Origin of the sequence: Aminobacter sp. BE322, assembly GCF_050433525.1 — a bacterium.
Classification (GTDB): Bacteria; Pseudomonadota; Alphaproteobacteria; order Rhizobiales; family Rhizobiaceae; genus Aminobacter.
On the sequence record NZ_JBNPXB010000002.1, the window covers coordinates 160,974 to 186,798 of the forward strand.

The window sequence follows — 25,825 nt, forward strand, 5'->3', positions numbered from 1 at the left end:
ATGAAAACCACCTTCGTCTCGTCCTCGGCGGTCTCCAGCGCACTGCGCTATTCGATCTTGCGCCAGCAGGCCGAACTGACCAGGGTTCAGAAGGAGGCCACCACCGGCTTCGTCGCCGACAGGGGCCTGGCGCTCGGCGCCCGCACGGCCCAGTCGGTCACCCTCAACCGCGACCTGGAGCGGCTTTCCGGCATCGTCGATTCCAACGGCCTGGTCTCGTCGCGGCTGGCGGCCACGCAGAAGGGCCTCATCCAGATCGGCGACGCCGCCCAGTCGTTCCTGTCGAGCCTCACCAGCTCGGCCTCCGGCGACGCGGCCTACGCGCTCACCCAGAAGAGCGCGCGCAGCACGCTCGACACGCTGACCTCGGTGCTCAACACCAGCCTCAACGGCGAATATCTGTTCGCCGGCACCAACACCGACGTCAGGCCGCTCAACGATTTCGAGCCGGGCTCGCCCGCCAAGGCAGCCTTCGACGCGGCCTTCGCCAGCTATTTCACCTTCGCCAAGGACGATCCGGCGGCGCAGGGCATCACCGCCGCCCAGATGGACGACTTCCTCACCACCGTCGTCGAGCCGATGTTCCTCGGCGCCGGCTGGCAGGGCACCTGGTCCAACGCCACCGACCAGGGCATCACCAGCCGCATCACGCTCAACGAGACCACCGAGACCTCGGTCAGCGCCAACGACGAGGGCATCCGCAAGATCGCCATGATGTCGGCGGTCGTCGGCGACCTGCTCGACAGCAATGTCGGCAATGCCGCCCGCAAGGTGCTGGTCAACCGCGCCGTCTCGACCATCGGCGTCGCCATCGGCGAGATCAGCCAGCTCGAGGCGCAGACCGGCATCATCGAGCAGCGCGTCAGCGGCGCCACCGACCGCATCAAGATGCAGATGGACCTGTTCGAGCGCCACATCCTCGATACCGAGGGCGTCGATCCCTACCGGGCCTCCAACCGGGTCTCCGAACTTCTGTCGCAGATCGAGAAATCCTACGCCATCACCGCCCGCATCCAGCAGCTGAGCATCCTCAACTACCTGTCCTGAACGGCAAGCCAAAGAGACGCATATGTATCAATTCTCCTATGCCGACATTCAGACCGATTCCGTCGCCGACGCGCGGGATCGCGAACGCCAGCTGCTCAGCCGTTCGGTCGAGCTGCTGATCAAGGCCAACGAGGCCGGCCCCAAGTCGCGCGAGGCCGTCGAGGCGCTCAACTTCACCAACCGCATCTGGACCTCGCTGATGGACGACCTCGGCAACCCCGAGAACGCCCTGCCCAAGGAGCTGCGCGCCAACCTCATCTCCATCGGCCTGTGGCTCCTGCGCGAGGCCGAGGACATTCGCCAAGGCCGCCGCGACAGCTTCGACGGCCTGATCGAGGTCTCGCAGATCATCCGCGACGGCATCCAATGAAGAACACCCTGAAGATCTCGCTGAAGGCCAACGAGAAGATCTACGTCAACGGCGCGGTCATCCGCGTCGACCGCAAGGTCTCGCTCGAGCTGCTCAACGACGTGCAGTTCCTGCTCGAGGGCCACGTGCTGCAGCCCGAGCAGGCCTCGACGCCGCTGCGCCAGCTCTACTTCATCCTGCAGGTGATGCTGATCGATCCCGACGGCGCCGGCGACGCGCGCGAAATGTTCCGGCGCTCGCTGCCGCTGCTGCTCGCCACCTTCGACGACCCCGAGATCCTGGCGAGCCTCAAGCACGTCGACCGTCTCGTCGCCGAGGATCACGTCTACGAGGCGCTCAGGACCATACGTTCGCTCTATCCACTCGAACGGCGCGTCATGGCCGGCACCGAAGCCGAGCAGCCGACAGCACGCGCCGCCGCCGGAGGCACATTCTGATGGCCATCGACTACACCACCACCCCGCCCGTCGGCACCAGCACCAAGACCGCCTCGGGCACCCAGTCGGCGGCGTCCAAGGCGCAGGTCGACTACAACTCGTTCCTCAAGCTGCTGGTCGCGCAGATGAAGAACCAGGACCCGACCAAGCCGATGGACTCCACCGAATACGTGGCGCAGCTCGCCACCTTCTCGCAGGTCGAGCAGTCGGTGCAGATGAACTCGCGGCTCGACCAGATCCTGCAGGGTTCGGCGCTCGCCCAGGCCGACGCGCTGATCGGCCGGACGGTCACCTCGCCGGACGGCAAGACCTCCGGCGTCGTCGCCGAGGTGCGCCTGTTCAAGGACGGCGTCGTCGCCGTGCTCACCGACGGCAAGCAGGTCGTCATCAATCCCGGGGTCTCGATCAAGGCCACGCCGGCGTGAACGAGGCCGATGCCCTCGACCTGGTCCAGTACGCCATCTGGACCGTGCTGACCGCCTCGGGACCTGCCGTGGCGGTGGCCATGCTCGTCGGCGTCGGCATCGCGCTCGTCCAGGCGCTGACCCAGATCCAGGAAATCACGCTCACCTTCGTGCCCAAGATCGTCGCGATCCTGCTGGTCACCGCGCTCACCGGCCCGTTCATCGGCGCCCAGATCTCGTCCTTCACCAACGTCATCTTCGAGCGCATCGAAACCGGCTTCTGACGCGGCTGGCCAGCGCCGGCGCCCCTGCTGGCCCATGCCGCGGCCGACAAATGGGTTCACCCCGCCGCCCGATCGTGGTCTAGTCGTCCCAACGCGATTCAGAACGAGGGCAGCCGGCTGGGCCGGCTGTGGCGCATGGACGACCACAAGATCGAGCAGGGCTCGGCGCTCGAGCCACTCAAGCACGGCATCTTCCGCTCTGTCTGGTTCGCAAGCCTCGGCTCCAATTTCGGCGGCCTGATCCAGTCCGTCGGCGCCGCCTGGCTGATGACCTCGATCGCCACCTCCTCCGACATGGTGGCGCTGGTCCAGGCCTCCATCACGCTGCCGATCATGCTGTTCTCGCTCGCCTCGGGCGCGCTCGCCGACAGCTACGACCGCCGCCGCGTCATGCTCACCGCCCAGTGCTTCATGCTCGCGGTCTCGGCGCTGCTCACCCTGGTCGCCTATTTCGGCCTGATCACGCCCTGGCTGCTGCTCTCCTTCACCTTCCTCATCGGCTGCGGCACCGCCCTCAACAACCCCTCGTGGCAGGCCTCGGTGGGCGACATGGTGCCCCGCCCGGTCGTGCCGGCTGCGGTCGCGCTCAACTCCATGGGCTTCAACATGACGCGCAGCGTCGGCCCGGCCATCGGCGGCATCATCGTCGCCGCGGCCGGCGCCGCGGCCGCCTTCGCCGTCAACACGCTGAGCTATTTCGCGCTGATCTTCGTCCTGTTCCGCTGGCGCCCCGACTATCCCGGGAGCACGCTGCCGCGCGAGACGCTCGGCCAGGCCATGGGCGCCGGGCTCCGCTACATCGCCATGTCGCCCAACATCGGCAAGGTGCTCCTGCGCAGCTTCACCTTCGGCTTCACCGCGGTCGTCATCCAGGCGCTGCTGCCCTTGGTGGCGCGCGACCTCGTCGCCGGCGGCCCGCTCACCTACGGCATCATGCTCGGCGCCTTCGGCATCGGCGCGGTCGGCGGCGCTCTGATCAGCGGCCGCATCCGCCGCAGCATGACCAGCGAGGCCATCGTGCGCTCGGCCTTCATCGGCTTCGCCCTGTCGAGCTGGATCGCGGCCTGGAGTTCGAACGCCTGGCTGACCAGCGCCGGCCTGCTCATCGGCGGCGCCTGCTGGGTTCTGGCGCTGTCGCATTTCAACATCTCGGTGCAGATGTCGACGCCGCGCTGGGTGGTCGGCCGGGCGCTGTCGATCTACCAGATGGCCACCTTCGGCGGCATGGCGCTGGGCAGCTGGGTCTGGGGCCTGGTCGCCGAGGGCCAGGGTCCCGCCACCGCACTGGTCGCCGCCGGCCTCGTCATGCTGGTCGGCGCGGCCATCGGGCTCTTTCTGCCGCTGCCCGAGCACACCGTGCTCAACCTCGACCCGCTCAACCGCTTCCGCGAGCCGCATCTGGCGCTCGACGTGCAGCCGCGCAGCGGCCCCATCGAGATCACCATCGAGTTCATCATCCGCGAGGAGGACGTGCCGGCCTTCCTCGAGGCCATGGCCGAACGCCGCCGCGTCCGCCGCCGCGACGGCGCCCGCCACTGGACGCTCGCCCGCGACATCGAAAATCCGGAGGTCTGGGTCGAGTGCTACCACACCCCGACCTGGCTCGAATATGTCCGCCACAACCAGCGCGCCACCCATGCCGACGCCGAGATCGGCGACCGCCTGCGGGCGCTGCACAGCGGCCCGCAGCCGCCGCGCGTCCGCCGCGTCATCGAGCGCCCCACCTCCCTCGCCGCCGCCGTCGTCACCCCCAAGGGCCCGATCGACCTGCATTGAGACCGCCTGCCGACGAGCGGTCGTCATCCCGGGGCGGCGAGGCGCCAAGCGCCGTCGCGGAGCCCCCAGTATCCATGCCATGCCCCCTTTGCACGTGGACAGCTTCTTCACGGCGGGACAATTTTCTTCCAGGTCGTGACGGCGGAGCTGCCAATCTCCCCCCTTGCGGGGGAGATGGGCGGCAGCCCAGGGGGGGGTGGGAAGGAATGAGACGCCGACGACCGTTCAGCCGCATCGTCTGTGAATACCCCCTCCCCACAAGGGGGAGGGGGACGTGCTCGCCGCCGTTGTCGCCAAAATCTTAGCCAGTTGGTGCGTGACGGCGTGCCACAGAATCCCCCTCCCCCTTGTGGGGAGGGGTTAGGGGTGGGGGTACCGTGCCGGTCAAATCGCAACTCCGCCTCCCAACCTCGTGTTGACTCTATCAACAAATAATTGTTGATAGAGTCAACATATACCGGACAACCGCACATGACCGACGAACACCCCGACATAGCCGCACTTCGCGCCTTCAACCGGCTCTACACCCGTCGCCTCGGCCTGCTCAACGCCCACCTCGACAAGAGCCCGTTCACGCTGACCGAGGCGCGTATCCTCTACGAGCTGGCCCACCGCACGGCCCCCACGGCGGCCGAGGTCATGCGCGCCCTAGACCTCGATCGGGGCCAGCTCAGCCGCACGCTGAAGCGTTTTGCCGGCCGCGGACTGGTCGAGACGGCAGGCCATCCCGAGGGCGGACGGCGGCGGCCGATTTCGTTGACGGCCGCCGGACGCAAGGCATTCGCCGGGCTCGAGCGCAGCGCGCGCCAGGCGATGGGCTCCCTGCTCGACGGCCTGCCGCCGGATCAGCGCAAGGGCCTGGTCTCGGCCGTCAAGGACATCACTCGGATATTCGAACCTGGGAGTGCCCGCGAAATGCTGCTGCGCGATCTGAAACCCGGCGACCTCGGCTGGATCACCCACCGGCAGGCCGTCCTCTACGCCGAGGAATATGGCTGGAACGGCGACTACGAGGCGCTCGCCGCGCGCATCCTCGCCGATTTCGTTCAGTCCTTCGACCCCGCCCACGACGCGGCATGGGTGGCCGAGATCGACGGCCGCGTGGTGGGGTCGGTGTTCCTGGTGCGCGGCGACCGGCCGAGGCTGGGGAAGCTGCGATTGCTCTATGTCGAGCCGGAAGCGCGGGGTGCCGGCGTCGGCGCCAGGCTCGTCGACGCCTGCATCGAGCGCGCCCGCGCCGTCGGCGACGAGCGGCTCGTGCTCTGGACCAACAGCGTGCTCGCCGCGGCCCGGCGCCTCTACCAGCGCGCCGGTTTCAGGCTCGTCGACGAGGCGCCCCACCACTCCTTCGGCAAGGACCTGGTCGGCCAGACCTGGGAACTGGATCTCGGGGGCGGCCCTGCCCCGGACTGAATTTGTCAGGAACTCTGTCAGCAGACCGCGTGGAGAAATTCTCCCGTTTTTCCACCCCCTGCAAAACCTCCCGTATCCTTGTGCCATCGCCCTTGTCGGGACCTGGTGCGCACCGGGTGTCAGGGAGGGCGGCGGTGACCTCCCGCCACGGCTGCGGTAGCCGTGGCTCCGAGGGCCCGTCGACAGGCCGGCGTCGTCCGGCGCGCGCCGCGGATGGCGGGTGCCGGAGGGTGCGGAGAAGCCGCGGGTTCAGGCCACGAAAAGACCGTGGGACGGACCTGTGACCGGCCGACCGAGGGACAGACACCGGGCGGGGCGCGGGGTTCGCGCCACGTATCAATCTATCGGAAGGCTCGGCCTCGCGCCCCGCTTCCCGAACCACCTCCCGCAAAGGGAGTGTTCTTTGACAATGGCCAGGCGCGAAAGCGAGCGTGGCAATGGATAGGCATGCGGGACAGCACCCCCCTCTGGGCTGCCGCCCATCTCCCCCGCAAGGGGGGAGATCGGGCCGTCACCGAGGTCCCGACCTTAAGGAGAGGCAGAAAAGGGTGAGACGCCGAAGCTGCCAATCTCCCCCCTTGCGGGGGAGATGCCCGGCAGGGCAGAGGGGGGCGGGAAGGATGAGACGTTACAGCCCCTTGAGGATCGGTGCGGGGTCGCCCGAGGCAGCGCGTCGCGCCGCCCCCTCTCCCACCCTCGCGCAAGCTTGAAGAACTAGGGTCAGGCGGCCGTGGCATGGGTCGCGGCGGCATTCGATCGGGTAAGTCATGGCGATCAGCGAATCCATCTCGGCGATAGGCACCCCCAAGAAGAACGGTCGCGACGTCTTCTTCGCGCTCGGCATCGTCGTCATCCTGGCAGTGCTGTTCCTGCCGATCCCGGCCTTCCTGATCGACATCGGCCTCGCCTTCTCCATCGCGATCTCGGTGCTGATCCTGATGGTGGCGCTGTGGATCCAGCGGCCGCTCGACTTCTCGTCCTTCCCGACCGTGCTTTTGATCGCGACGATGCTGCGCCTGTCGCTCAACATCGCCACCACGCGCATGATCCTGTCGCATGGCAACGAGGGCACCGCGGCCGCCGGCTACGTCATCTCCGGCTTCTCCAACCTCGTGATGTCCGGCGATTTCGTCATCGGCCTGATCGTCTTTCTGATCCTCATCGTGGTGAACTTCATCGTCATCACCAAGGGTGCGACGCGTATCGCCGAGGTCGGCGCCCGCTTCACCCTCGACGCCATCCCCGGCAAGCAGATGTCGATCGACGCCGACCTCTCCGCCGGCATGATCGACGACAAGACGGCCCAGCTCCGCCGCCGCGAACTGGAGGAGGAAAGCTCCTTCTTCGGCTCGATGGACGGCGCCTCGAAATTCGTCCGCGGCGACGCCGTCGCCGGCCTCATCATCACCGCCATCAACATCGTCGGCGGCATCGCCATCGGCTACTTCCGCCACGACATGGGCATGGGCGAAGCCGCCGACGTGTTCATCAAGCTGTCGGTCGGCGACGGCCTGGTCACCCAGATCCCGGCGCTCATCGTCTCGCTCGCCGCCGGCCTTCTCGTGTCCAAGGGCGGCACCCGCGGCTCGGCCGACCAGGCCGTCTTCGGCCAGCTCGGCGCCTATCCGCGCGCGCTCTACGTCGCCGCCGGCCTGCTGCTCCTGCTCGCGCTGATGCCTGGCCTGCCGATGTTCCCATTCGTCAGCCTGGCAGCCGCGATGGCCGCACTCGGCTACATCATCCCGCTGCGCCACAACCGCCGCGTCGCCGCCGCCGAAGCCGAGAAGAAGCAGGCCGAGGACGCCAAGGTCGAGGAGGAGAAGAACTCGGTGAAGGCCTCGCTCGCCACCGCCGAGATCGAGCTCCTGATCGGCAAGCAGCTGTCGACGCGGCTGCTGTCCTCGCACCAGGAACTCGCCTTCCGCATGGCCAAGATGCGCAAGAAGTTCGCCACCCAGTACGGCTTCGTCGTGCCGGAGGTGCGGCTCACCGACGATTTCTCGATCCCGCCGAAGAGCTACCAGATCAAGATCCACGGCACCGTCGTCGCCGAATACCAGATGCGCGTCGGCGAACTCATGGTGCTGCTCGGCTCGCGCGAAATGCCCGACATCCCCGGCGAGGAGGTGCGCGAGCCGGCCTTCGGCATGCGCGCCTTCTCGGTGCTCGATTCCTTCGCCGAGGATTTGAAACGCGAGCAGTTCACCTTCGCCGACAACATGTCGGTGCTGCTCACCCACCTTTCCGAGGTGATCCGCAACAACCTGCCGCAGCTTTTGTCCTACAAGGACATGAAGGCCCTGCTCGACCGTCAGGACCCTGAATACCGCAAGCTCGCGGACGAGATCTGCTCCTCGCACATCACCTATCCCGGACTGCAGGCGGTGCTGAAGCTGCTGCTCGCCGAGCGCGTGTCGATCCGCAACCTGCATCTCATCATCGAGGCCATCGCCGAGATTTCCCCGCATGTGCGCCGCACCGAGCAGATCGTCGAGCACGTGCGCATCCGCATGGCCCAGCAGATCTGCGGCGACCTCAGCGAAGGCGGCGCGCTCAAGGTGCTGCGCCTCGGCAACCGCTGGGACCTCGCCTTCCACCAGAGCCTCAAGCGCGACGCCAAGGGCGAGGTGCGCGAATTCGACATCGACCCGCGCCAGCTCGAGGAGTTCGGCCAGGACGCGTCCAAGGCGATCCGCACCCATCTCGAGGCCGGCGAGCGCTTCGTCATCGTCACCGCGCCGGACGCGCGCCCCTATGTCCGCATGATCATCGAACGGCTGTTCCCGACCCTGCCGGTGCTCAGCCATGTCGAGATCGCCAAGGGCGTCGAACTGCGCGTACTCGGGACCATCTCGTGAACGCCGCCGCGCAAGGTCTCGTCCTTGCGGCATTCCTCGCCTTCTGCCGCATCGGCGCCTGCTTCATGCTGATGCCCGGCCTGTCGAGCGCGCGCGTCTCGCTCCACATCCGGCTGTTCGTGGCGCTTGCCGCCACCGGCGGGCTGCTGGTCCACCTCTGGGACCAGATCGCGCCCTTCGTCGACCCGCGGCCCGGCGTGCTGATGCCGATGATCGCCTCCGAACTGCTGATCGGCGGCCTCATCGGCCTGATGGCGCGGCTCTACATCCTGGCGCTGATGTTCATCGGCTCGGCCATCGCCATGCTGATCGGCTTCAACGGCATCGGCGGCAGCGCCATCGAGGAGAACGAGCCGCAGACGGCGCTCGCATCGATCATCTCGTTCTCGGCGCTGATGCTGCTCTTCGTCTTCAACTTCCACCACGAGGTCATCCGCGCGCTGGTCGCGTCCTACAAGGTCGCGCCGGTCAACATGCTGTTCAATCCGCAGGCCGCCCTCGTCGACGTCACCGACACGCTTGCCGAGAGCTTCATGGTGGTGCTCAGGCTGGGCAGCCCGTTCGTCGCCTATGCGATCCTGGTCAACCTGACGATCGGCTTCGTCAACAAGCTGACGCCGCAGATCCCGGTCTACTTCATCTCGCTGCCCTTCGTCGTCGCCGGCGGCCTGGTGCTCATCTATTTCGGCCTGGGCACCATGCTCAGCCTGTTCGCCGACGGCTTCGTCGACATCACCATCGGGAGATAGGAATGACCCAGCGCCGGGACAGGCTGAAGAAACTCGTGAGGGTCCAGGAACAGCTCAAGGCGCTGCACGAGACCCGTCACGCCGGCTTTGTCGCGCAGGCGGTCGCCGCCGGTACGGAGGCGCAGGCGCTGACGGAAGCCTTCGGCGGCGACAGCCCGATGCCGCAGCTGTTTCCGGAGCTTTATCACCAGCGCATCTCGGCGGCGCTCGCCAGGCAGCAGCTCAGCATGGGCCTTGCCGGCGTCGAGGCCGCCAAGGTGGCGACGGCGACCGCCCGCACCAACATTGTCGAGCGCGCCTACCGCGACGTCCGCCGCCAGGACGAGCGCCACAGCGCCGACCGGGAACGTCTGGAAATCATTGAGAGAAGGTCAGGCGAAGACAAGTAAGGTTGCCGCAAGCTTGACCAACCACAATCAGCGGTAACGAAACCCGAGAGAGGCGAGCCGGCTTGGCGATCTCCCCACCCAGCGACATTGTTCTGGACGTAGCCAAGGCTGCCGAGCCGGCCGGCGTCCGGGCCGCGCGCGCGGCCCTTGCGAACCGCGCCGGTGCCGCGGCAGGCACCTTCTCGCTCGGCGAGACGCCGGCGATCCCGGGAGGCAGCCTGACGCGCGATACGGTCGCGGCCGGGCTCGAACGCCAGCCGGACAAGGCGGCTCCCGCCGAGAGCATGAAGCGCTTCGAGGCGATGGTGCTGCAGACCTTCATCGAGAACATGCTGCCGAAGAACACCGAAAGCGTCTACGGCCAGGGCATGGCCGGCGACATGTGGAAGTCCATGATGGCCGAGCGCCTCGCCGACACCGTCGCCGAGCGCGGCGGCATCGGCATCGCCAAGCAGGTCATGCGCGACTACTACGTCAAGGAAGAAAAGGCCGTTCCGGTCGGCGTCGTAACCGGCGGTCCCGAACAGGCAGCACTCGACCAGCAGGCCAGCCAGGCGACGGCGCTGCTCCAGCAAATGCAGCGGCAGATGCTGCAATCTCTCGCCGGAGACGGCACCGTCTCTGCCGCCAATGACACCGAATTGTAGAGGGTAAGACATGTCGGAAATGTCCGAATACCGGCCCGGCCTCCTGGCCGCCACCGAAGCCGCCAGCGCCGCGATGCCCGGCAATCTCGGGATCATCATCAGCCGCATAGAGGATGCGGTGGAGGAGGAAACCGCATCCATCCGCACCGACGTCCGCTTCGACATCAAGGCGTCGAACGCGCGCAAGAGCCGCTATCTCTACGAGTTGACCCGCGCCACCAAGGGCCTCGAAGGAGACTTCCCGGCCGACCTCAAGATCGGCGTCGAGCGCCTGCGCGACAAGCTCGTCGCCAACGAGCGCGCCATCCTCGCTCACCTCAGCGCCGTCGGCGAGGTCGCCAGCCTGCTCAAGGACGCCATCCAGCGTTCCGAGGCAGACGGCACCTACTCGGCCAGCGAATTCGGATGGGCGCGGTGATCAAGTTCATCGCGGCGGCCCTCTGGATTGTCGCCGTCACGCTCGGCGCGGTGTTCTATTCGTTCCAGGCCGCGGCCAACAAACCACCCGTCGACCCGGCAAAGCCGATGCTCGGCGGCCTGGACTACGTCAAGACCGACGTCATCTCGGTGCCGCTGCTCAAGGACCAGCGCGTCCAGGGCTACTTCCTCACCCGCCTGGTCTACACCGTCGAGCCCAAGGAAGCCGCCAAGATGTCGGTGCCGGCAGCCGCACTGATCTCCGACCAGGTCTATTCCTATCTCTACGGCAATCCGCAGATCGACTTCACCCAATACGACAAGCTCGACCTCGACGCGTTCCGCAACGGCATCCGCGACAGCATCAACGCCCGGATCGGCGAGAAGCTCGTACAGGAAGTGCTGGTCGAGCAGGTCGAGTTCCTGACGCCCGACGACATTCGCGACAACGCCGTCCGCCGTCGCGAAACGTCGGCCGCCGAGGCCGAGGCCGCCAAGAAGGCCGCGCCCCCGCCGACCTCACACTGATCCTTGCGATGCCCGCCGCCGCCAGGGCAAGGCAAAACTACGTTGACGTAAACGTCAATTGCCGGCTATAGCCTAACCAGTCCTGTGACGTTGCCGGCGCTATCCGGATGGTCCGGGGAGGCCGGGCGCGAGGCGCCCTATTTTCAGAGGTTCAGGAGAGAGCCATGGGCATTCAGGCAGTCGCGGATAAGATCAAGTCCAGGGTGGACAGCTCCGGCTTCGACCGTTCGGTGAAGTTCGACACCGGCGGCGACGGCGTCATCGTCATCGACGGCGGCACCCTGTCGACCACCGACGGCCCGGCGGATTGCACGATCAAGCTGTCGCTCGACGATCTGGAGTCGCTGATCGCCGGCGACCTGAACCCGACGATGGCTTTCATGACCGGCAAGATCAAGGTCGAGGGCGACATGAGCGTCGCCATGGGCCTGAGCAAGCTGCTCGGCTGATCCCGAACAGGCGCGGCTCGGGCCGCGCCATTCTCGTCGGGGCAGCCCCGTCGCCACAAGCCATCGGGTTCACACAACCGGTTGGGAATGAGTGCCGGCGCCAAGGCCGGCACCCCTACCCCGATCCGCTGAGGGGATCGACCCTCCCCCTTGTGGGGAGGGCAAGCCGGCCGCAACGCCGGCTCTGTTTCATTGCAAGATTGGCGGATCCGACAGTTCGCCCCAAGGCAGGGGAAATCAGGCGGCCAGCGTCGCGCGCTCGCTTCTGGGCTTGCGGCCGGCGGCCTTCAACACGCCGCGGGCATCGTCCAGCGCACCCGCAACGAGTTCCAGAGCCAGGAACCGCTCGCGCTCGTAGGGGCCGGGCATCGAAAGCTGCCCGGTCTTGTCGGCGGTGAAGCCGAAACGCGCGTAATACGGCGCATCGCCGACCAGAAGCACGGCGCGGTGGCCGAGCCGTCCGGCTTCGGCCACCGCATGGCGCATCAGGGCCGAGCCGATGCCGGCGCTCTTGACCATTGGATCGACGGCGAGCGGGCCAAGCAGCAGCGCTGCCGGACCGCCCTCGCCCAGGCGCACGTCCCACAGCCGCACGGTACCGACCACGGCGCCCGCCTCGTCGCGCGCGACGAAGGCCAGCCCCTCGGACGGGCGGCGGCCGCGCCGCAGCTTCTCCGACGACTTCTTGCGCCGCTTGGGGCCCATGGCGCGGTCGAGAAGGGCCTCGCGCGCAGAGATGTCGGCAGGGGTTTCGGCCACGATCGCGATGTCGGGCGAGGTTTTGGCAACTTCTTCGATGTTCATTTCCGCGATCCTTCACGAGCGGAGATCTGTTTCCACAAGCGAACCCGTCGGGCGCTGGCGCATGTATCCGAGACCAAAGGTCGAGGTAGGATCATGCGCACTGAAAAGTACGCCCGCCGGGGTGATCTGAACGGCTCCGGCGCGTTGCGCCGTTTCGAGCCGTCAGATCACGTAGGATCGGAGCGGCTCGAAGCCGTTGAAGGCGACCGCCGAGTAGGTGGTCGTGTAGGCGCCGGTGCCTTCGATCAGCACCTCGTCGCCGATGGTCAGCGACAGCGGCAGCGGATAGGGCGCCTTCTCGTACATGACGTCGGCCGAATCGCAGGTCGGGCCGGCGAGGACGCAAGGCGACTTCTCGTCCGCATCACGGGCCGTCACGATCGGGTAGCGGATCGCCTCGTCCATCGTCTCGGCGAGGCCGCCGAACTTGCCGATGTCGAGGAACACCCAGCGCACGTTGTCGTTGTCGGCCTTCTTGGAGATCAGCACGACTTCCGACCTGATGACGCCGGCGTTGCCGACCATGCCGCGGCCCGGCTCGATGATCGTCTCCGGGATGTTGTTGCCGAAGTGCTTGCTTAGATACTCGAAGATCGCCTGGCCGTAGGCCTGCGCCGCCGGCACGTCCTTGAGGTAGCGCGTCGGGAAGCCGCCGCCCATGTTGACGAGGCCGAGCACGATGCCCTCCTCGGCGAGCTTTTCGAACACCATCTTGGCGTCGGCCAGCGCACGGTCCCAGGCCGAAAGATCGGTCTGCTGGGAGCCGACGTGGAACGAAACGCCATAGGCGCCGAGGCCGAGCGAATTCGCGTGGCGCAGGACGTCCACGGCCATCGCCGGCGCGCAGCCGAACTTGCGCGACAGCGGCCATTCGGCGCCTTCGCCGTCGGTCAGCACGCGGCAGAACACGCGCGCGCCGGGAGCGGCGCGCGCGACCTTCTCCACCTCTTCGACGCTGTCGACGGCAAACAGGCGGATGCCGAGTTCGAAGGCGCGCGCCACATCGCGCTCCTTCTTGATCGTGTTACCGAAAGAGATGCGCTCGGCCGGCGCGCCGGCATCCATGGCCATCTCGATCTCGGCAACCGACGCGGTGTCGAAGGACGAGCCCATCGCAGCAAGCTGGCGCAGGATTTCCGGCGCCGGGTTTGCCTTCACCGCGTAGTAGATCTTGGAATCGGGGAGAGCCTTCTCGAAGGCGCGATAGTTGTCGCGCACCACATCGAGGTCGACGACGAGGCAGGGGCCGGACGGACGTCGGGTGGCGAGGAAATCGAGGATGCGCTGAGTGGCCATAGGTCTCTCCATTCGCGCGGGCCTGTCCGCGCAAAGCTCAAGCAGCGGGCGGTCGTTGCTTCGACCGGTCTGTCCCGCAGTGGACAAAGTGCATGACGACTGCCCACGAACCCGGCCTGTGGAGAACCCGGAACCATGAACGCGTTGTCACGCGGCGATGAGCGAACGCCTTGCAGCGTATGCTCGCTTTGTCTGCCTTGGCTTGGATGGGAGACCCGTCCGCACTGCCGGCAATGAAGGTGTGCCTCTTCAGTAACCCCGATCTATGGACGATCGGCAGACACCAGAAAGGCCCGCACCGTCGTTGCTTCAAGGCGTCCTCGGATCTGCGGTTGGCCGCTGAACCGACCGGGCTCGTTACTTCCCGGGTACCGTCCCGATTGCCTCGCCATTCGAGGATCGGGGGACGCCCACAGGCACGTGCGACTTTGGGCAAGCGGGGATATATGCACCTCGCCTGTCACAATCAATCGAAAATCAAACCCCGCCTTGAAAAAATCGGTTCATCGAACAATGTTGAGCGGATCGTACACAGGTTTCAAACAATGCTGGTGACGTCCGACCCCTTCAACGCCTTCCTGGACCTTCCGCAAGTCTCTGTTCCAAATGGAGAAAATGGAACGCTGGCGGGTCAGCGGCTGGCCGTGAAGGACATCTACGACGTCGCCGGGCTGGTGACCGGCTGCGGCAATCCCGGAATGGCGAAAAGCGGCCCGCCGGCGCAGCGCACGGCCCCGTCCGTGCAGGTGATTCTCGATGCCGGGGCGCGATTCGTCGGCAAGACCCAGACCGACGAACTGGCCTTCTCGCTGATGGGGCAGAACGCCCACTTTCCGCACCCGGTCAACCCCGCCGCGCCCAACCGCGTCAGCGGCGGCTCGTCTTCGGGTTCGGCCGCGGCCGTGGCGGCAGGCCTCGCCGACATTGCCGTCGGCTCCGACACCGGCGGCTCCATCCGGGCGCCGGCGAGTTTCTGCGGCCTGATCGGCCTGCGCACCACCCACGGGCTGATTTCGCTCGACGGCGCGATGAAGCTGGCGCCGAGCCTCGACTGCTTCGGCTGGTTCGCCAAGGACATCGACACCTACGAGGCGGTGGCGAAGGTTCTGCTCGGCAACGGCGTTGCCGCCCCTCATCTCCTGCCGGAGGGGCAGCTGTCCCGCCCGCTGCGGCTCGACATGCTCGATGCGCTGCTGGCCGGCCCCGCCGAAATCGCCGAATACGACCGCTTGCGCGGCGTGGCCGAGGGCGCAATCGGCAACACCTCGCCGGCAACCACGCCCGGCGCCTCCCTCGACGAGCTCTACTGGTGCTTCCGCAAGGTCCAGGCCTACGAGGCCTGGCAGGTGCACGGCGAATGGATCTCGTCTGCCGACCGCCACCTCGGCCCCGGCGTCAAGGAGCGCTTCGAATACGGCGCTGCCCTCGACGCTGCGAGCTACGACGCCGAAACCGCGAGGCGCGACGCCTTCCGCGAGGAACTGGCCGCGCTCCTGGGCGGCGACGGCTTCCTGGTCCTGCCCACCGTGCCGGGAGCGGCGCCGCTGGCCAATGGCACCCACGACGACCTGATCGCCTATCGCGAACGGGCGCTGAAGCTCCTGTGCCTGTCGGGCCTGTCGGGCTTTCCGCAGATCACGCTGCCCATCGGCATGGTCGACGCCGCACCCTTCGGCCTGTCGCTGCTCGGCCCGGCCGGCAGCGACCTCGCGCTGATTTCGCTCGGACGCCGCGTGCTCGCGGCCGCCTCCGGCACATCCTCAAAGGACTGACAGCATGGACACGCTGACCCGCATGCGCGCCTTCATCGACGTGGTCGAGGCCGAGGGCTTCTCTGCCGCCGCCCGCAAGATCGGCCGCTCCAAGGCGCTGCTGTCCAAATATGTGCGCGAGCTCGAGGACGAACTCGGCGCGCTGCTGCTCAACCGCACGACCCGCCAGTTCTCGCTGACCGAGGCGGGGCACACCTACTACCGGCGCGCCTCCGAGATCATCCGCGAGGTCGACAGCCTCGCCGACGACGTGCGCGAATCCTCCGGCGACGTGCGCGGCCGCATCAAGCTGTCGGCGCCGCGCACCTTCGCCGACGCGCCGATCGGCCACGCGCTCATCGACTTCGCCAAGGAACACCCCGACATCGTGCTGGAAATCCACCTCGACGACCGGTTCGTCGATCTGGTCGAGGAAGGCTTCGACATGGCCATCCGCATCTCGCGGCTGGAGAACTCGTCGCTGATCGCACGGCGGCTCGCGCCTTTCGGCGTCAGGCTTTGCGCCTCTCCGGAGCTGATCGAGAAATACGGCATACCCCGGCGCCCGGCCGATCTCGCCAACGTGCCCTGCATCGTCGACACCAACGGCCGCTGGCTGTCCAACTGGCCCTTCAGCGGCGACGCCGGCGACACCACGACCGTTTCGGTGAGCGGCCCAATCGAAGTCAACAGCCCGATGGCGGCGCGCGCCGCAGCCGTGGCGGGGCTGGGCTTCACCATATTGCCCGATTTCATCGCCGCCCCCGACATCGCGGCGGGAAGGCTGATACCGGTACTCGACGACCGCCAGCTGTCGGGCGGCGGCATCTTCGCCGTCTACCCGCATCGCCGCTACCTGCCGGCCAAGGTCCGCGTCTTCGTCGACTTCCTGGTGCAGTGGTTCAAGATCCATCCCTGCGAGTCCAAGCATGCGGGATGAAGGTCCCACTTTCGCCAGCTTTCTGGTAACTGTCGGCTTCGACCAACCTCCAGACCGGTGCAATGATTCTGAACATCCGTAGGACGGCGCTGGCAGCAGCAGCCCTGCTCGCCACCACGATACCGGCAAGCGTGCATCCGCACGTCTTCGCCGAAGCGCGGCTCGACGTCGTGCTCAACCCGGACAACACCGTCAAGGCGCTGCGCCATCTGTGGCGCTTCGACGATCTGTTCTCGAGCACGGTGCTGATGGAGTTCGACAAGAACGCCGACCTCAAGCTGGACGACGGCGAGCTGGCCGAGGTGTCGAAGACCGTTTTCGACTCCATCGGCGAGTACAACTACTTCCAGGTCGTGACCCATGACGGCAAGGACGTGGCGATGAAGCCGCCGGCCAACCTGATGGCCAATTTCGAGGAACAGCAGCTCATCATCCTGTTCGAGGCGGAACCGAAGGAGCCGCTGCAGCTCGCGGGCAAGCTCGACTTCGGCGTCTACGACCCGACCTTCTACACGGCGATGGACTTCACCGACGACGCCAACATGTCGGTCGCGAACCTGCCGGCGACCTGCACCCGCCAGGTGATCCGGCCCGATCCCGACGAGGCGATCGCCCAGAACCAGGCGAGCCTGACAGATGCCTTCTTCAACGATCCCGCCGGCACGGACATGAGCAAGATCTTCGCCACCAAGCTGGAACTGAACTGCCAGGCCAAGGGGTGATGCGGTGAAGAAGACGACGATCCGGCTGGTGTTCGCGCTGCTGGCGCTCGGCTATGTGCTCACGCTGTTTGCCGGGTATGCGCATGCCCAGAGTTCGCTCGGCATCGGCAACAACGAGGCCGTGGTGCCCTCGACCGGCATGTTCTCCGGCATGCTCAACTGGATCAATCTCCAGCAGCAGCAGTTCTACCGCTCGCTGACCGGCGCGCTGAAGGCGATGCGCGACGGCGGCGGGGGGGTGTGGGTGCTGGTCGGCCTGTCCTTCGCCTACGGCGTGTTCCATGCCGCCGGCCCGGGGCACGGCAAGGCGGTGATCTCGTCCTACATGCTCGCCAACGAGGTGGCGCTCAAGCGCGGCGTGATGCTGTCCTTCGTCTCGGCCTTCCTGCAGGGCATCACCGCGGTCGTGATGATGACGCTGGTGTTCCTGGTACTGCGCGGCACCTCGGTTTCGATGACCAACGCGACGTGGTTCCTGGAAACTGCGAGCTATGCGCTGATCGCCGCCTTCGGCGCCTGGCTGCTGTGGCGCAAGCTGCGCCCGATGCTGCGCGGCGCACAGCCGGTGCACAGCCTGTCGGCGGCCCATGCCCACGACCACGGGCATGATGATCACGACCATGCGAACTGCGGCCATGACCACCACGATCACAGCCACGACCATGGCCATCACCACCACGGCGAAGGCGAGGTCTGCGCCACCTGCGGCCATTCGCACGCGCCCGACCCGAAGCTGCTCGAGGGCAAGGAATTCGACTGGAGGGCGGCATGGTCGGCGGTCGCCGCGGTGGGCATCCGGCCGTGTTCGGGCGCGCTGATCGTGCTCAGCTTCGCCTTCCTCAACGGGCTCTGGGCCGGCGGTGTCCTGTCGGTCTTCGCCATGGCGCTCGGCACCGCGATCACCGTCTCGGCGCTCGCCGTGACGGCGGTGACGGCCAAGAACTGGGCCGTGGCCTTCGCCGGCGACGGCCGCGCCGGCAACCGCATCCACAACGCCATCGAGATCGGCGGGGCGGCCCTGGTGATGCTGCTCGGGCTCGTGCTCCTGGCCGCCAGCCTCAAGGCCTGACGCATTTCAGCCGCATAAAAACGGCCGGCAAGGGCGCGACGCCCGCCGGCAGGCCGTTCGAACCGACGCAAAAGAAAATCCGCCCTGGAGTTGCGGCTGCCAGGGCGGAATTCTTGCCGTGCCGCGTGGCTCGGCTGTCACATCGTGGTGGTCTTCTTGGCGACCGGGGCAGCGACCTTCTTGTGCTTCTTGTGGTGCTTGACCTTCTTGTGATGGGCAACCTTCTTGACCACCGGAGCGGTCGTGGCCGCGGTCGCGGTCGTCGACTGGCTGGCGGCCGGGGCGGCGGCGGTAGCACCTGCGGCGCTTGCCGGGCTGGCGCTCAGCACCGGAGCCGAGAAGGCCAGGGCAACGGCGAGGCCGAGGGCGGTCAGGAGGGGCTTGTTGGTGGTCATGTCCAGTTTCCTTTGCACGAGGGGCTATGTGAGCTCGCCGGTCAGGGTTCGATCGGCTGCACTCCAAGCATCTTCAGCGCTGTCGCATAGGCGCGGATGCCCTGGGCCTGCTGCTTGCCGGCACAGAACTTCACCGCCTTTTTCTGAAGAGCCTTTGCCTCGGCGGCCCGTTTCGCCTTGGCATGTTGGGTGATTTCGTCAGCGAATTGCTGCTGCAGCCTGTTGCAGCGATCGGCACGGGTGATCGTGCCTGTCGTCTGCGTCGAAGCGTCGGCCGCGCCAAGCGAAAGCGCCGCGAGCAGTACGATCATCGAACTGGTCACAAGTTTCCGCATGTCGGTTCCGATGCCCTCGACCACTGAAGCAGTGGGGCGGTTATCGCGGAGCCGCTTGTCGCCTGCTTTTCCGGTTTGCAGAGTTTTGTTTCTGGCTTGTAACAGTGGCCTCCCCGGCCCCGCCGCCACCTGAAAATTGCTGCCAGGGGCTGGTTCGCGGCCTTATTTTGACAAGGTCTGGGCGCGATCTCGATTCGACGAGCCTTTGGATAATCTGCCTTGAAAGCCGAAATTCACGTTCTGATCGTCGACGACGACAAGGAAATCCGCGACCTGCTGCAGGAGTTCTTCCAGAGGCACGGCATGCGGGTATCGACCGCACGCGACGAGGACGAGATGCAGGCAGAGCTGCGCCGCGCGCCGGTCGACCTCATCATCCTCGACATCATGCTTCCGGGAAAAAGCGGCCTCGACATCTGCCGCGACCTGCGCACCCATTCCAAGATACCGATCATCATGCTGACGGCGGTGACCGAGACGATCGACCGGGTCGTCGGGCTCGAGATGGGGGCGGACGACTACGTGCCCAAACCCTTCGACCCCCGGGAACTCCTGGCCCGCGCCCGCGCAGTGCTGCGCCGCCCCAGCGCCGGCGGCGCAGCGCACCGCGCGGTTCCGCAGCTGTTCAAATTCGCCGGCTGGACCCTCGACGCCGCGCGCCGCAGGCTGATGCGGCCAGACGATGTCCGCGTCGAGTTGACCACCGCGGAGTTCAACCTGCTGCACACGCTGGTCCGCAGCTCGCAACGCGTACTCAGCCGCGACCAGCTGGTCGAACTGTCCAACCAGAATGGCGACTACAGTTACGACCGCAGTGTCGACATCCTGGTAAGCCGGCTGCGCCGCAAGATGGAGGACAATCCGCGTTCGCCCAGGCTGGTGCTGACAGTGCGCGGCGGCGGCTACCAGTTCGTGCCCGAGGTCGTCGCCGAATGAAATGGCTGCTGCCTCGGTCTCTGCCCGCCTGGGTGCTCCTGATCGTCATTGCCGGGCTGCTCGCCATCCAGGTTTCGACACTCTCCATCGCGGCGCGGGAGCGCATCGCCTCCAACAACGTACTCGACCTGCTGCGCCTCAACGACAGGGCCCTGTCGCTCACCAAGCTGATGTATGCGGAAAGCCCGGCAGGCCGCGCCCGCATCGCAGCCGGCCTTTCGGTCCCGCCGCACGTGCTGACGACAACCGATGCGCCCGCCATCACCTCGTCCATTCCCGTCGACGACGAAATGGCCGAACTGGAGGACATCATCGTCGGCCGGCTTGCCAAATATGGCGTCGAGGAAGCGCGGGTGCGGCGCGAAACCGCGCACGGCAACCCCGTCGAGCAGGCGGTCGAGCCGAGTTCGGACATGGGCAGCGTCGAGCGCGAACTCGTGGACTGGTCGACCGACTTCACCACCGCCGACACCTTCGTCGCCTCGATCGAGTTCAAGGACGGCCAGTGGCTCAACTTCACCATGAAGGCGACGCCGGTCAGCCCGGTTCTCGATGTCGGCAGCCTGCCCCTGTTCGGCTCGGCCGCCGCCCTCGTGGTGCTCTTGTCGATCTGGGCGCTGCGCCGGCTGACCGCCCCCTATCGGGCGCTCGAAAGCGCCGTCCACCGGATCGGCGAAGACCTCAAGAGCCCACCTTTGCCGGAGCGAGGCAGCAGCGAGTACAAATCCGCCGCCCGGGCGGTGAACACCATGCAGGGGCGACTGCGCGAATATGTCGAGGACCGCGAACTGCTGGCGGCCGCGCTTGCCCACGACCTCAGGACGCCGCTGACCCGCATCCGGCTGCGCCTCGAACTGCTGCGCAATTCTCCGCTGCGCACCTCGCTGATGCAGAACCTTGCCGACATCGAGGCGATTTCGTCTTCGGTGCTCGACTTCGCCACCTACGAGGCAAATCGCGAAGCTCCGGAGCACATCGATTTCTGGTCGCTGGTCGATTCCATCGCCGACGCCAATCCGCATGTCAGCTTCGAAGGCGCCCGCAAGCACGCGCGTGGGCTGATCTGCATGGGCGATACGGTCGCCCTGCGCCGCTGCATCACCAATCTGGTCGACAACGCCGTCAAATATGGCGGCAAGGCGAAGCTCGCGCTTGCTCATGACGACAGCCGCATCCTGCTCACCATCGACGACGAGGGCCCAGGCATCCCGGAAGCGCAGCTGCAAACGATATTCCGGCCCTTCACCCGCATCGAAGCCTCTCGCAACCGCCAGACCGGCGGCTTCGGGCTGGGCCTGACCATCGCCCGCAACATCGCGCGGCGCTTCGGCGGCGAGGTGACGCTGGAGAACAGGGCCGGCGGCGGCTTGAGCGCCAAGCTGACCGTGCCGGTGGCGGCAGCTCCGCAACACAGGGCGGCGGAACAGGGCTAGCGGCTGGGCGCGGCGAGTTCGTCCTCGATATGAGCACGGATGATGTCGTCGAAACTCTGCTCCGCCCGGAAGCCGAGCGCATGCGCGCGCTCGGCCGAGAATCGCGTCGGCCAGTTCTTCACGATCGCCCAGACCGTCGCGTCGGGAACCTCGCGGATCAGCCGCGCGGCCGCCTCCCCCGCGACGCGGCGCAGCGCCTCGATCTGCTCGCCGACGGTCACGGCGACACCGGGCATGGTGAGGTTGCGGCGCGGGCCGACGAGGCCGCCGTCGATGCCCGCGGCATGGACGAGGAAGCCGACCGCCGAACGCGGGCTGGCATGGGTGTGCAGCACGGTGCGCGGCACCGGCAGCAGCGCCTCCTGCCCGGCGAGCGGTTCGCGGATGATGCCGGAGAAGAAGCTCGACGCCGCCTTGTTGGGCTTGCCCGGGCGGACGCAGATGGTGGGAAGCCGGATGCCGATGCCGTCGAAGAAACCGCGGCGGGTGTAGTCGGCGAGCAGCGCCTCGCCGATCAGCTTCTGGGTACCGTAGGAGGTAAGCGGCGTCGGGTGGAAATCGTCCGGGATGATTTCCGGGAAAGGCGCGCCGAAGACCGCGATGGACGAGGTGAAGACGACGCGCGGCGCATGCCCGGCGAGCCGCAGCGCATCGAACAGGGCGCGGGTGCCGTCGAGGTTGACGCGGTAGCCGAGGTCGAAATTGGCCTCCGCCTCGCCCGACACGACACCGGCCAGGTGGAAGACGATGTCAGGCCGTCCGGCGGCCAGCGCTTCGGCCGCGCCGGCTGCCGCGAGGTCGCCGGTGAGCGTCCGCACGGCGACACCTTCGATGGCTGGCGCCGGCGCCGGCACGATGTCGTGCAGGTCGAGCGCGGTGATCCGCCTGCCGGCGAGCATGCCTTGGGCGGCGAGGCGAGCGGTGAGCTTGCGGCCGATCATGCCGGCCGCGCCGGTGATCAGCACGCGCATCTCAGTTGCCCTTGTTGCGCTGGGCGCGGCCCCGCAGCCAGAAGACGCCGAAGAAGGCCAGCACGAAAAACACCGCGATCGCCCCGGCCGCGACGGTAGAATAGTCGCCGACGGCCAGCATGATCTTGGGCATCAGGAACGCCACGACGCCGAAGGCGATCATGATCCAGAGGGCGGCGATGGCCGCATTGCGGTTATTCGTGTCCATGGACGGCGGTCCTATGCGTTGCCTCGCAAAGCTTGTGCAGGCTTCGCGACATTCCTACTCACGCCCCGGCACGGGACCCGAGCCAACGTTGCATGCGGGATGCCACGGCACTTGGCAAGCCTCGGCATCGGCCTGCAACCGGGAGAAGCGGCGGTTGAGGCAGCATGCCGCGCCTCCTCAGGCGCCGAGTTCGGCGCGGAAATCCTCGAGCCGGCGCTTCTGCCGGCCTGTGGCACCGAAGTTCGCCGGATCGAGCCAGGCGTCGTAGGCGCGCTTCAGCGCCGGCCATTCCTTGTCGACGATCGAATACCAGGCGGTGTCGCGGTTCTCGCCCTTGACGACCATGTGCTGGCGGAAGATGCCCTCAAACTTGAAGCCGAAGCGTTCGGCGGCACGCTTGGACGGCTCGTTGCGGTCGTTGCACTTCCACTCGTAGCGGCGATAGCCGAGCTCGTCGAAGATGTAGCGTGCGAACAGATATTGCGCCTCGGTCGCCGCCGGGCGGCGGGCGACGAGGTCGCTCCAGTAGATGTTGCCGATCTCGATGACGCCGTAGGCCGGGTCGATGCGCATCAGGGTCTGCCGTCCGGCGATCTTGCCGCTCGCCTTGTCGACGACCACGAAGAACAGCGGATCCTCGCTCGCTCCCGACTTGTCCAGCCACGGCTGGAAGGCCGCGCGGTCGCCGGGCTTGGTGTCGAACAGCCAGCGGAAGCGGCCCTCGGCATCCTCGGCGGTCGCCATCGCAAAGAGGCCGTCGGCGTGCTTCGCCGGGTCGAGCGGTTCGAGCCGGACGTAGCGCCCGTCGAGAACGATGCGTTCCGGGCGCGGCCGCGGTTTCCACTCCTGCAAATTCTCGGACAAGATAGTCTCCAAACTGTTTGACATGGCCGGCCCCACTCTCCCAAAAATCGAAACCTGACGAAAGAACCAGACGGATAGCCGGAATGCTCCAAACCATTGCCGCCTTCGACCGCCTCGGCGAGGAGAACGCCTTCGCCGTGCTGGCCCGCGCCACGGCGCTGCTGCATGAAGGGCGTGACATCGTCAATCTCGGCATCGGCCAGCCGGATTTCCGCACGCCCGAGCACATCGTCGAGGCGGCGATCAAGGCGCTGCGCGACGGCCACCACGGCTACACCCCGGCCAACGGCCTTTTGGCGACGCGCGAGGCGGTGGCGCGGCGCACGCTCACCACCACCGGCGTCGAGGTTTCGCCCGAGAGCGTGATGATCATGCCTGGCGGCAAGCCGACCATGTTCGCCGCGATCCTGATGTTCGGCGAACCGGGCGCCGAGATCCTCTACCCCGACCCCGGCTTTCCGATCTATCGCTCGATGATCGAGTTCACCGGTGCGACGCCGGTGCCGGTGCCCATCCACGAGGCCAACGGCTTCGCCTTCTCAGCCGAGGAGACGCTGTCGCTGATCACCCCGAAGACCAGGCTGCTGATCCTCAACTCGCCGGCCAACCCGACGGGCGGGGTGACCCCGCGGGTCGAGATCGCCAAGCTGGTCAAGGGCCTGGAAGCCCACCCGCATGTCGCGATCCTGTCGGACGAGATCTACGACGTCATGACCTATGACGGCGAGAGCCACGCCTCCCTGCTCGCCTATCCCGACATCCGCGACCGGCTGATCATCCTCAACGGCTGGTCCAAGACCTGGGCGATGACCGGCTGGCGCATGGGCTGGTCGATCTGGCCGAACGGGCGCGAGGGCGGCCACCTCTACGACAAGGTGCGCAAGCTCGCCGTCAACTGCTGGTCCTGCGTCAACGCGCCGAGCCAGTATGCCGGCATTGCGGCCATCGACGGCCCGCAGGACGACGTCGACAGGATGATGCGCGCCTTCGACAACCGCCGGAAGATCGTGGTCGAGGGGCTGAACGCCATCCCCGGCATTTCCTGCGTGACGCCGAAGGGCGCCTTCTACGCCTTCCCCAACGTCTCTGAGACCGGCTGGAAGGCCAAGAAGCTGGCCTCGGCGCTGCTCGAGGAGGCGGGCGTGGCGCTGATCGGCGGCCCCGACTTCGGCATCCTCGGCGAAGGCTACATCAGGCTGTCCTACGCCAATTCGGAGGAGAACATCCTGCGCGCGCTGGAGCGGATCGAAGCGTTCCTGGCGAAATAGCTGTTTTTCTGGGCCGCATTCGTGCGACGCCAGACGGTTCCGTCTGGCTGCAAAATGCGCTAGCCGCGCCCGACATAAGGCATCTTGGTGGCCATCACGGTCATGAACAGGACGTTGGCGTCGAGCGGCAGGCCGGCCATGTAGACCACCGCCTCGGCGACGCGGTCGACGTCCATCACCGCCTCCGCCGCGATCGAACCGTCGGCCTGCTGGACGCCGACGGTCATCGGCATGGCCATCTCGGTCAGCGCATTGCCGATGTCGATCTGGCCGCAGGCGATGTCGAAGGGGCGGCCGTCGAGCGCGATCGTCTTGGTGAGGCCGGTGATCGCATGCTTGGTGGCGGTGTAGGGCACGGAGCCCGGGCGCGGCGCATGCGCCGACACCGAGCCGTTGTTGATGATGCGGCCGCCCATCGGCTCCTGCCGGCGCATGGCGGCGAAGGCGGCGCGGGCGCACAGGAACGAACCGGTCAGGTTGACCGCCACCACGTCGTTCCACGCCTCGACCGGGATTTCGTCGATGGTGCTCGCCTTGTAGCCCATGCCGGCATTGTTGAAGAGCAGGTCGACGCGGCCGAAGGCCTCGGTGATGGTCTCGAACATGTCGTCGACCTGGTCGGCCCTGGTGACGTCGCAGACCACGGCCAGCGCCCTGGCGTCGGTCTTGCCGGCTTCGGCGATCGCGTCGTCGAGCGCACTCTTGCTGCGGCCGCAGAACACCGTGTTCCATCCGTCCTGCAGCAGGGCCGTGGCCACCGCCTTGCCGATGCCCTTGCCCGCGCCGGTAACGACTGCAACCTTCTTGCTCGCCATGATGAGGCTCCTCCCCTGCAATGACCGATCGCCAGCGGACGGGTCATTCATGGTGCCCAATATTCTAGCGCAACGGTTGAAGCAAACCAGTTGGCACCAAGACGTTCGGCCGGTCCCGATACACAAAAAGGGCGGTCATTGGCGACCGCCCAGTTTTCCGTCGAACCGTGCTTGGGAGGAGGAGAGCCGATCCGAGTAGGAAAAGCATGCGCCTGCTCGGTTAACAAATCCTTAACGCGAAAAACCGCAT

The 25,825-nt window shown here is 66.8% G+C and carries 29 protein-coding genes; 21 read left to right on the forward strand and 8 right to left on the reverse strand.

From position 1 onward, the window contains the following. The 14 genes from J2X50_RS04825 to J2X50_RS04890 all read left to right on the forward strand — a co-directional run bounded on the left by J2X50_RS04825 (window position 1) and on the right by J2X50_RS04890 (window position 11,768). Window positions 1-1,047 carry a flagellar hook-associated family protein gene (locus J2X50_RS04825; RefSeq protein ID WP_429092220.1) on the forward strand — a complete coding sequence of 349 codons (1,047 nt, stop codon included), beginning with the start codon at window positions 1-3 and terminating at the stop codon, window positions 1,045-1,047. A 22-nt stretch (window positions 1,048-1,069) separates the two neighbouring features. Continuing rightward, window positions 1,070-1,417 (forward strand): flagellar biosynthesis regulator FlaF, encoded by a 348-nt coding sequence (flaF, locus tag J2X50_RS04830; RefSeq protein WP_340036710.1) that lies wholly within the window; start codon window positions 1,070-1,072, stop codon window positions 1,415-1,417. Continuing rightward, window positions 1,414-1,854 (forward strand): flagellar biosynthesis repressor FlbT, encoded by a 441-nt coding sequence (gene flbT, locus J2X50_RS04835; RefSeq protein WP_429092223.1) that lies wholly within the window; start codon window positions 1,414-1,416, stop codon window positions 1,852-1,854. The genes flaF and flbT overlap by 4 nt, the downstream gene beginning before the upstream one ends. After that, window positions 1,854-2,279: a flagellar hook assembly protein FlgD gene (gene flgD, locus J2X50_RS04840; RefSeq protein WP_347965981.1), complete on the forward strand. Its 426-nt coding sequence runs from the start codon at window positions 1,854-1,856 to the stop codon at window positions 2,277-2,279. Before flbT ends, flgD begins: the two co-directional genes overlap by 1 nt. Next, entirely contained in the window at window positions 2,276-2,542 is a 267-nt protein-coding gene (gene fliQ, locus J2X50_RS04845) for a flagellar biosynthesis protein FliQ (RefSeq protein ID WP_340036707.1), read from the forward strand. The genes flgD and fliQ overlap by 4 nt, the downstream gene beginning before the upstream one ends. 135 nt (window positions 2,543-2,677) lie before the next feature. After that, entirely contained in the window at window positions 2,678-4,318 is a 1,641-nt protein-coding gene (locus J2X50_RS04850) for an MFS transporter (RefSeq protein ID WP_429092227.1), read from the forward strand. A 471-nt stretch (window positions 4,319-4,789) separates the two neighbouring features. Next, window positions 4,790-5,731 (forward strand): bifunctional helix-turn-helix transcriptional regulator/GNAT family N-acetyltransferase, encoded by a 942-nt coding sequence (locus J2X50_RS04855; protein ID WP_429092230.1) that lies wholly within the window; start codon window positions 4,790-4,792, stop codon window positions 5,729-5,731. A gap of 767 nt (window positions 5,732-6,498) precedes the next feature. After that, the gene (gene flhA / locus J2X50_RS04860) at window positions 6,499-8,589 is read left to right on the forward strand and encodes a flagellar biosynthesis protein FlhA (protein WP_429092233.1); all 2,091 of its coding nucleotides are present in this window, start codon (window positions 6,499-6,501) and stop codon (window positions 8,587-8,589) included. Between the two features lie 65 nt (window positions 8,590-8,654). Continuing rightward, window positions 8,655-9,338 (forward strand): flagellar biosynthetic protein FliR, encoded by a 684-nt coding sequence (gene fliR / locus J2X50_RS04865; protein ID WP_429092828.1) that lies wholly within the window; start codon window positions 8,655-8,657, stop codon window positions 9,336-9,338. Between the two features lie 2 nt (window positions 9,339-9,340). Then, the gene (locus J2X50_RS04870) at window positions 9,341-9,727 is read left to right on the forward strand and encodes a hypothetical protein (RefSeq protein WP_429092237.1); all 387 of its coding nucleotides are present in this window, start codon (window positions 9,341-9,343) and stop codon (window positions 9,725-9,727) included. A gap of 62 nt (window positions 9,728-9,789) precedes the next feature. Continuing rightward, window positions 9,790-10,374 (forward strand): rod-binding protein, encoded by a 585-nt coding sequence (locus J2X50_RS04875; protein ID WP_429092239.1) that lies wholly within the window; start codon window positions 9,790-9,792, stop codon window positions 10,372-10,374. A gap of 10 nt (window positions 10,375-10,384) precedes the next feature. Then, complete coding sequence (locus tag J2X50_RS04880; protein ID WP_429092241.1) at window positions 10,385-10,792, forward strand: hypothetical protein; 408 nt, start codon at window positions 10,385-10,387, stop codon at window positions 10,790-10,792. Then, window positions 10,789-11,319 (forward strand): hypothetical protein, encoded by a 531-nt coding sequence (locus J2X50_RS04885; protein WP_429092244.1) that lies wholly within the window; start codon window positions 10,789-10,791, stop codon window positions 11,317-11,319. Before J2X50_RS04880 ends, J2X50_RS04885 begins: the two co-directional genes overlap by 4 nt. A 164-nt stretch (window positions 11,320-11,483) precedes the next feature. Continuing rightward, on the forward strand, window positions 11,484-11,768 hold the full coding sequence (locus J2X50_RS04890; protein ID WP_429092247.1) for an SCP2 sterol-binding domain-containing protein: 285 nt from the start codon (window positions 11,484-11,486) through the stop codon (window positions 11,766-11,768). Window positions 11,769-12,005: 237 nt separating this feature from the next. Here J2X50_RS04890 and J2X50_RS04895 read toward each other — a convergent pair whose 3' ends face one another. Further along, window positions 12,006-12,572, reverse strand: a complete 567-nt coding sequence (locus tag J2X50_RS04895) for a GNAT family N-acetyltransferase (RefSeq protein WP_429092250.1) — start codon at window positions 12,570-12,572, stop codon at window positions 12,006-12,008. 162 nt (window positions 12,573-12,734) lie between these two features. Next, window positions 12,735-13,868: an ornithine/lysine decarboxylase gene (gene odc2, locus J2X50_RS04900; protein ID WP_429092252.1), complete on the reverse strand. Its 1,134-nt coding sequence runs from the start codon at window positions 13,866-13,868 to the stop codon at window positions 12,735-12,737. A 545-nt stretch (window positions 13,869-14,413) separates the two neighbouring features. On the opposite strand from odc2, the gene J2X50_RS04905 reads away from it, so the two are divergent. From J2X50_RS04905 to J2X50_RS04920, 4 genes are all read left to right on the forward strand, one after another. Then, window positions 14,414-15,640 (forward strand): amidase, encoded by a 1,227-nt coding sequence (locus tag J2X50_RS04905; RefSeq protein ID WP_429092255.1) that lies wholly within the window; start codon window positions 14,414-14,416, stop codon window positions 15,638-15,640. A 4-nt stretch (window positions 15,641-15,644) separates the two neighbouring features. Beyond that, complete coding sequence (locus tag J2X50_RS04910; RefSeq protein WP_429092258.1) at window positions 15,645-16,559, forward strand: LysR family transcriptional regulator; 915 nt, start codon at window positions 15,645-15,647, stop codon at window positions 16,557-16,559. 62 nt (window positions 16,560-16,621) lie between these two features. Further along, window positions 16,622-17,281 carry a DUF1007 family protein gene (locus tag J2X50_RS04915; RefSeq protein WP_429092260.1) on the forward strand — a complete coding sequence of 220 codons (660 nt, stop codon included), beginning with the start codon at window positions 16,622-16,624 and terminating at the stop codon, window positions 17,279-17,281. Window positions 17,282-17,285: 4 nt separating this feature from the next. Continuing rightward, window positions 17,286-18,350: a nickel/cobalt transporter gene (locus J2X50_RS04920; RefSeq protein ID WP_429092262.1), complete on the forward strand. Its 1,065-nt coding sequence runs from the start codon at window positions 17,286-17,288 to the stop codon at window positions 18,348-18,350. 137 nt (window positions 18,351-18,487) lie between these two features. Here J2X50_RS04920 and J2X50_RS04925 read toward each other — a convergent pair whose 3' ends face one another. After that, window positions 18,488-18,745 (reverse strand): hypothetical protein, encoded by a 258-nt coding sequence (locus J2X50_RS04925; protein ID WP_429092265.1) that lies wholly within the window; start codon window positions 18,743-18,745, stop codon window positions 18,488-18,490. 41 nt (window positions 18,746-18,786) lie between these two features. Further along, the gene (locus tag J2X50_RS04930; protein ID WP_429092268.1) at window positions 18,787-19,209 is read right to left on the reverse strand and encodes a hypothetical protein; all 423 of its coding nucleotides are present in this window, start codon (window positions 19,207-19,209) and stop codon (window positions 18,787-18,789) included. A 90-nt stretch (window positions 19,210-19,299) separates the two neighbouring features. Between J2X50_RS04930 and J2X50_RS04935 the strand changes: the two genes are divergently transcribed. Both J2X50_RS04935 and J2X50_RS04940 read left to right on the forward strand, forming a co-directional pair. After that, window positions 19,300-20,016: a response regulator gene (locus J2X50_RS04935; RefSeq protein ID WP_429092271.1), complete on the forward strand. Its 717-nt coding sequence runs from the start codon at window positions 19,300-19,302 to the stop codon at window positions 20,014-20,016. Beyond that, window positions 20,013-21,449: an ATP-binding protein gene (locus tag J2X50_RS04940; RefSeq protein WP_429092273.1), complete on the forward strand. Its 1,437-nt coding sequence runs from the start codon at window positions 20,013-20,015 to the stop codon at window positions 21,447-21,449. Before J2X50_RS04935 ends, J2X50_RS04940 begins: the two co-directional genes overlap by 4 nt. On the opposite strand, the gene denD is transcribed toward J2X50_RS04940, so the two are convergent. From denD to J2X50_RS04955, 3 genes are all read right to left on the reverse strand, one after another. Further along, window positions 21,446-22,420, reverse strand: a complete 975-nt coding sequence (denD, locus tag J2X50_RS04945) for a D-erythronate dehydrogenase (RefSeq protein WP_429092275.1) — start codon at window positions 22,418-22,420, stop codon at window positions 21,446-21,448. The genes J2X50_RS04940 and denD overlap by 4 nt on opposite strands. Window position 22,421: 1 nt before the next feature. Next, window positions 22,422-22,628: a hypothetical protein gene (locus J2X50_RS04950; RefSeq protein WP_429092277.1), complete on the reverse strand. Its 207-nt coding sequence runs from the start codon at window positions 22,626-22,628 to the stop codon at window positions 22,422-22,424. Between the two features lie 177 nt (window positions 22,629-22,805). Next, window positions 22,806-23,492: a GNAT family N-acetyltransferase gene (locus tag J2X50_RS04955; protein ID WP_429092279.1), complete on the reverse strand. Its 687-nt coding sequence runs from the start codon at window positions 23,490-23,492 to the stop codon at window positions 22,806-22,808. 83 nt (window positions 23,493-23,575) lie between these two features. Here J2X50_RS04955 and J2X50_RS04960 point away from each other — a divergent pair, with 83 nt between their 5' ends. Then, complete coding sequence (locus J2X50_RS04960; protein WP_429092282.1) at window positions 23,576-24,760, forward strand: pyridoxal phosphate-dependent aminotransferase; 1,185 nt, start codon at window positions 23,576-23,578, stop codon at window positions 24,758-24,760. A 59-nt stretch (window positions 24,761-24,819) separates the two neighbouring features. Here the strand turns inward: J2X50_RS04960 and J2X50_RS04965 are convergent, their stop codons facing one another. Beyond that, complete coding sequence (locus J2X50_RS04965; RefSeq protein WP_429092284.1) at window positions 24,820-25,575, reverse strand: SDR family oxidoreductase; 756 nt, start codon at window positions 25,573-25,575, stop codon at window positions 24,820-24,822. Window positions 25,576-25,825: the final 250 nt, after the last annotated feature.

What these genes read in the sequence shown, in the direction of transcription:
- J2X50_RS04890 (WP_429092247.1), top strand. Translation starts at nt 11,484, where the DNA reads ATGGGCATTCAGGCAGTCGCGGATAAGATCAAGTCCAGGGTGGACAGC.
- denD (WP_429092275.1), bottom strand. Translation starts at nt 22,420, where the DNA reads ATGCGCGTGCTGATCACCGGCGCGGCCGGCATGATCGGCCGCAAGCTC.
- J2X50_RS04870 (WP_429092237.1), top strand. Translation starts at nt 9,341, where the DNA reads ATGACCCAGCGCCGGGACAGGCTGAAGAAACTCGTGAGGGTCCAGGAA.
- J2X50_RS04915 (WP_429092260.1), top strand. Translation starts at nt 16,622, where the DNA reads ATGATTCTGAACATCCGTAGGACGGCGCTGGCAGCAGCAGCCCTGCTC.
- J2X50_RS04880 (WP_429092241.1), top strand. Translation starts at nt 10,385, where the DNA reads ATGTCGGAAATGTCCGAATACCGGCCCGGCCTCCTGGCCGCCACCGAA.
- J2X50_RS04895 (WP_429092250.1), bottom strand. Translation starts at nt 12,572, where the DNA reads ATGAACATCGAAGAAGTTGCCAAAACCTCGCCCGACATCGCGATCGTG.
- odc2 (WP_429092252.1), bottom strand. Translation starts at nt 13,868, where the DNA reads ATGGCCACTCAGCGCATCCTCGATTTCCTCGCCACCCGACGTCCGTCC.
- J2X50_RS04940 (WP_429092273.1), top strand. Translation starts at nt 20,013, where the DNA reads ATGAAATGGCTGCTGCCTCGGTCTCTGCCCGCCTGGGTGCTCCTGATC.
- J2X50_RS04905 (WP_429092255.1), top strand. Translation starts at nt 14,414, where the DNA reads ATGCTGGTGACGTCCGACCCCTTCAACGCCTTCCTGGACCTTCCGCAA.
- J2X50_RS04960 (WP_429092282.1), top strand. Translation starts at nt 23,576, where the DNA reads ATGCTCCAAACCATTGCCGCCTTCGACCGCCTCGGCGAGGAGAACGCC.
- flhA (WP_429092233.1), top strand. Translation starts at nt 6,499, where the DNA reads ATGGCGATCAGCGAATCCATCTCGGCGATAGGCACCCCCAAGAAGAAC.
- fliR (WP_429092828.1), top strand. Translation starts at nt 8,655, where the DNA reads ATGCTGATGCCCGGCCTGTCGAGCGCGCGCGTCTCGCTCCACATCCGG.
- flbT (WP_429092223.1), top strand. Translation starts at nt 1,414, where the DNA reads ATGAAGAACACCCTGAAGATCTCGCTGAAGGCCAACGAGAAGATCTAC.
- J2X50_RS04910 (WP_429092258.1), top strand. Translation starts at nt 15,645, where the DNA reads ATGGACACGCTGACCCGCATGCGCGCCTTCATCGACGTGGTCGAGGCC.
- J2X50_RS04855 (WP_429092230.1), top strand. Translation starts at nt 4,790, where the DNA reads ATGACCGACGAACACCCCGACATAGCCGCACTTCGCGCCTTCAACCGG.
- J2X50_RS04965 (WP_429092284.1), bottom strand. Translation starts at nt 25,575, where the DNA reads ATGGCGAGCAAGAAGGTTGCAGTCGTTACCGGCGCGGGCAAGGGCATC.
- flgD (WP_347965981.1), top strand. Translation starts at nt 1,854, where the DNA reads ATGGCCATCGACTACACCACCACCCCGCCCGTCGGCACCAGCACCAAG.
- J2X50_RS04925 (WP_429092265.1), bottom strand. Translation starts at nt 18,745, where the DNA reads ATGACCACCAACAAGCCCCTCCTGACCGCCCTCGGCCTCGCCGTTGCC.
- flaF (WP_340036710.1), top strand. Translation starts at nt 1,070, where the DNA reads ATGTATCAATTCTCCTATGCCGACATTCAGACCGATTCCGTCGCCGAC.
- J2X50_RS04850 (WP_429092227.1), top strand. Translation starts at nt 2,678, where the DNA reads ATGGACGACCACAAGATCGAGCAGGGCTCGGCGCTCGAGCCACTCAAG.
- J2X50_RS04950 (WP_429092277.1), bottom strand. Translation starts at nt 22,628, where the DNA reads ATGGACACGAATAACCGCAATGCGGCCATCGCCGCCCTCTGGATCATG.
- J2X50_RS04825 (WP_429092220.1), top strand. Translation starts at nt 1, where the DNA reads ATGAAAACCACCTTCGTCTCGTCCTCGGCGGTCTCCAGCGCACTGCGC.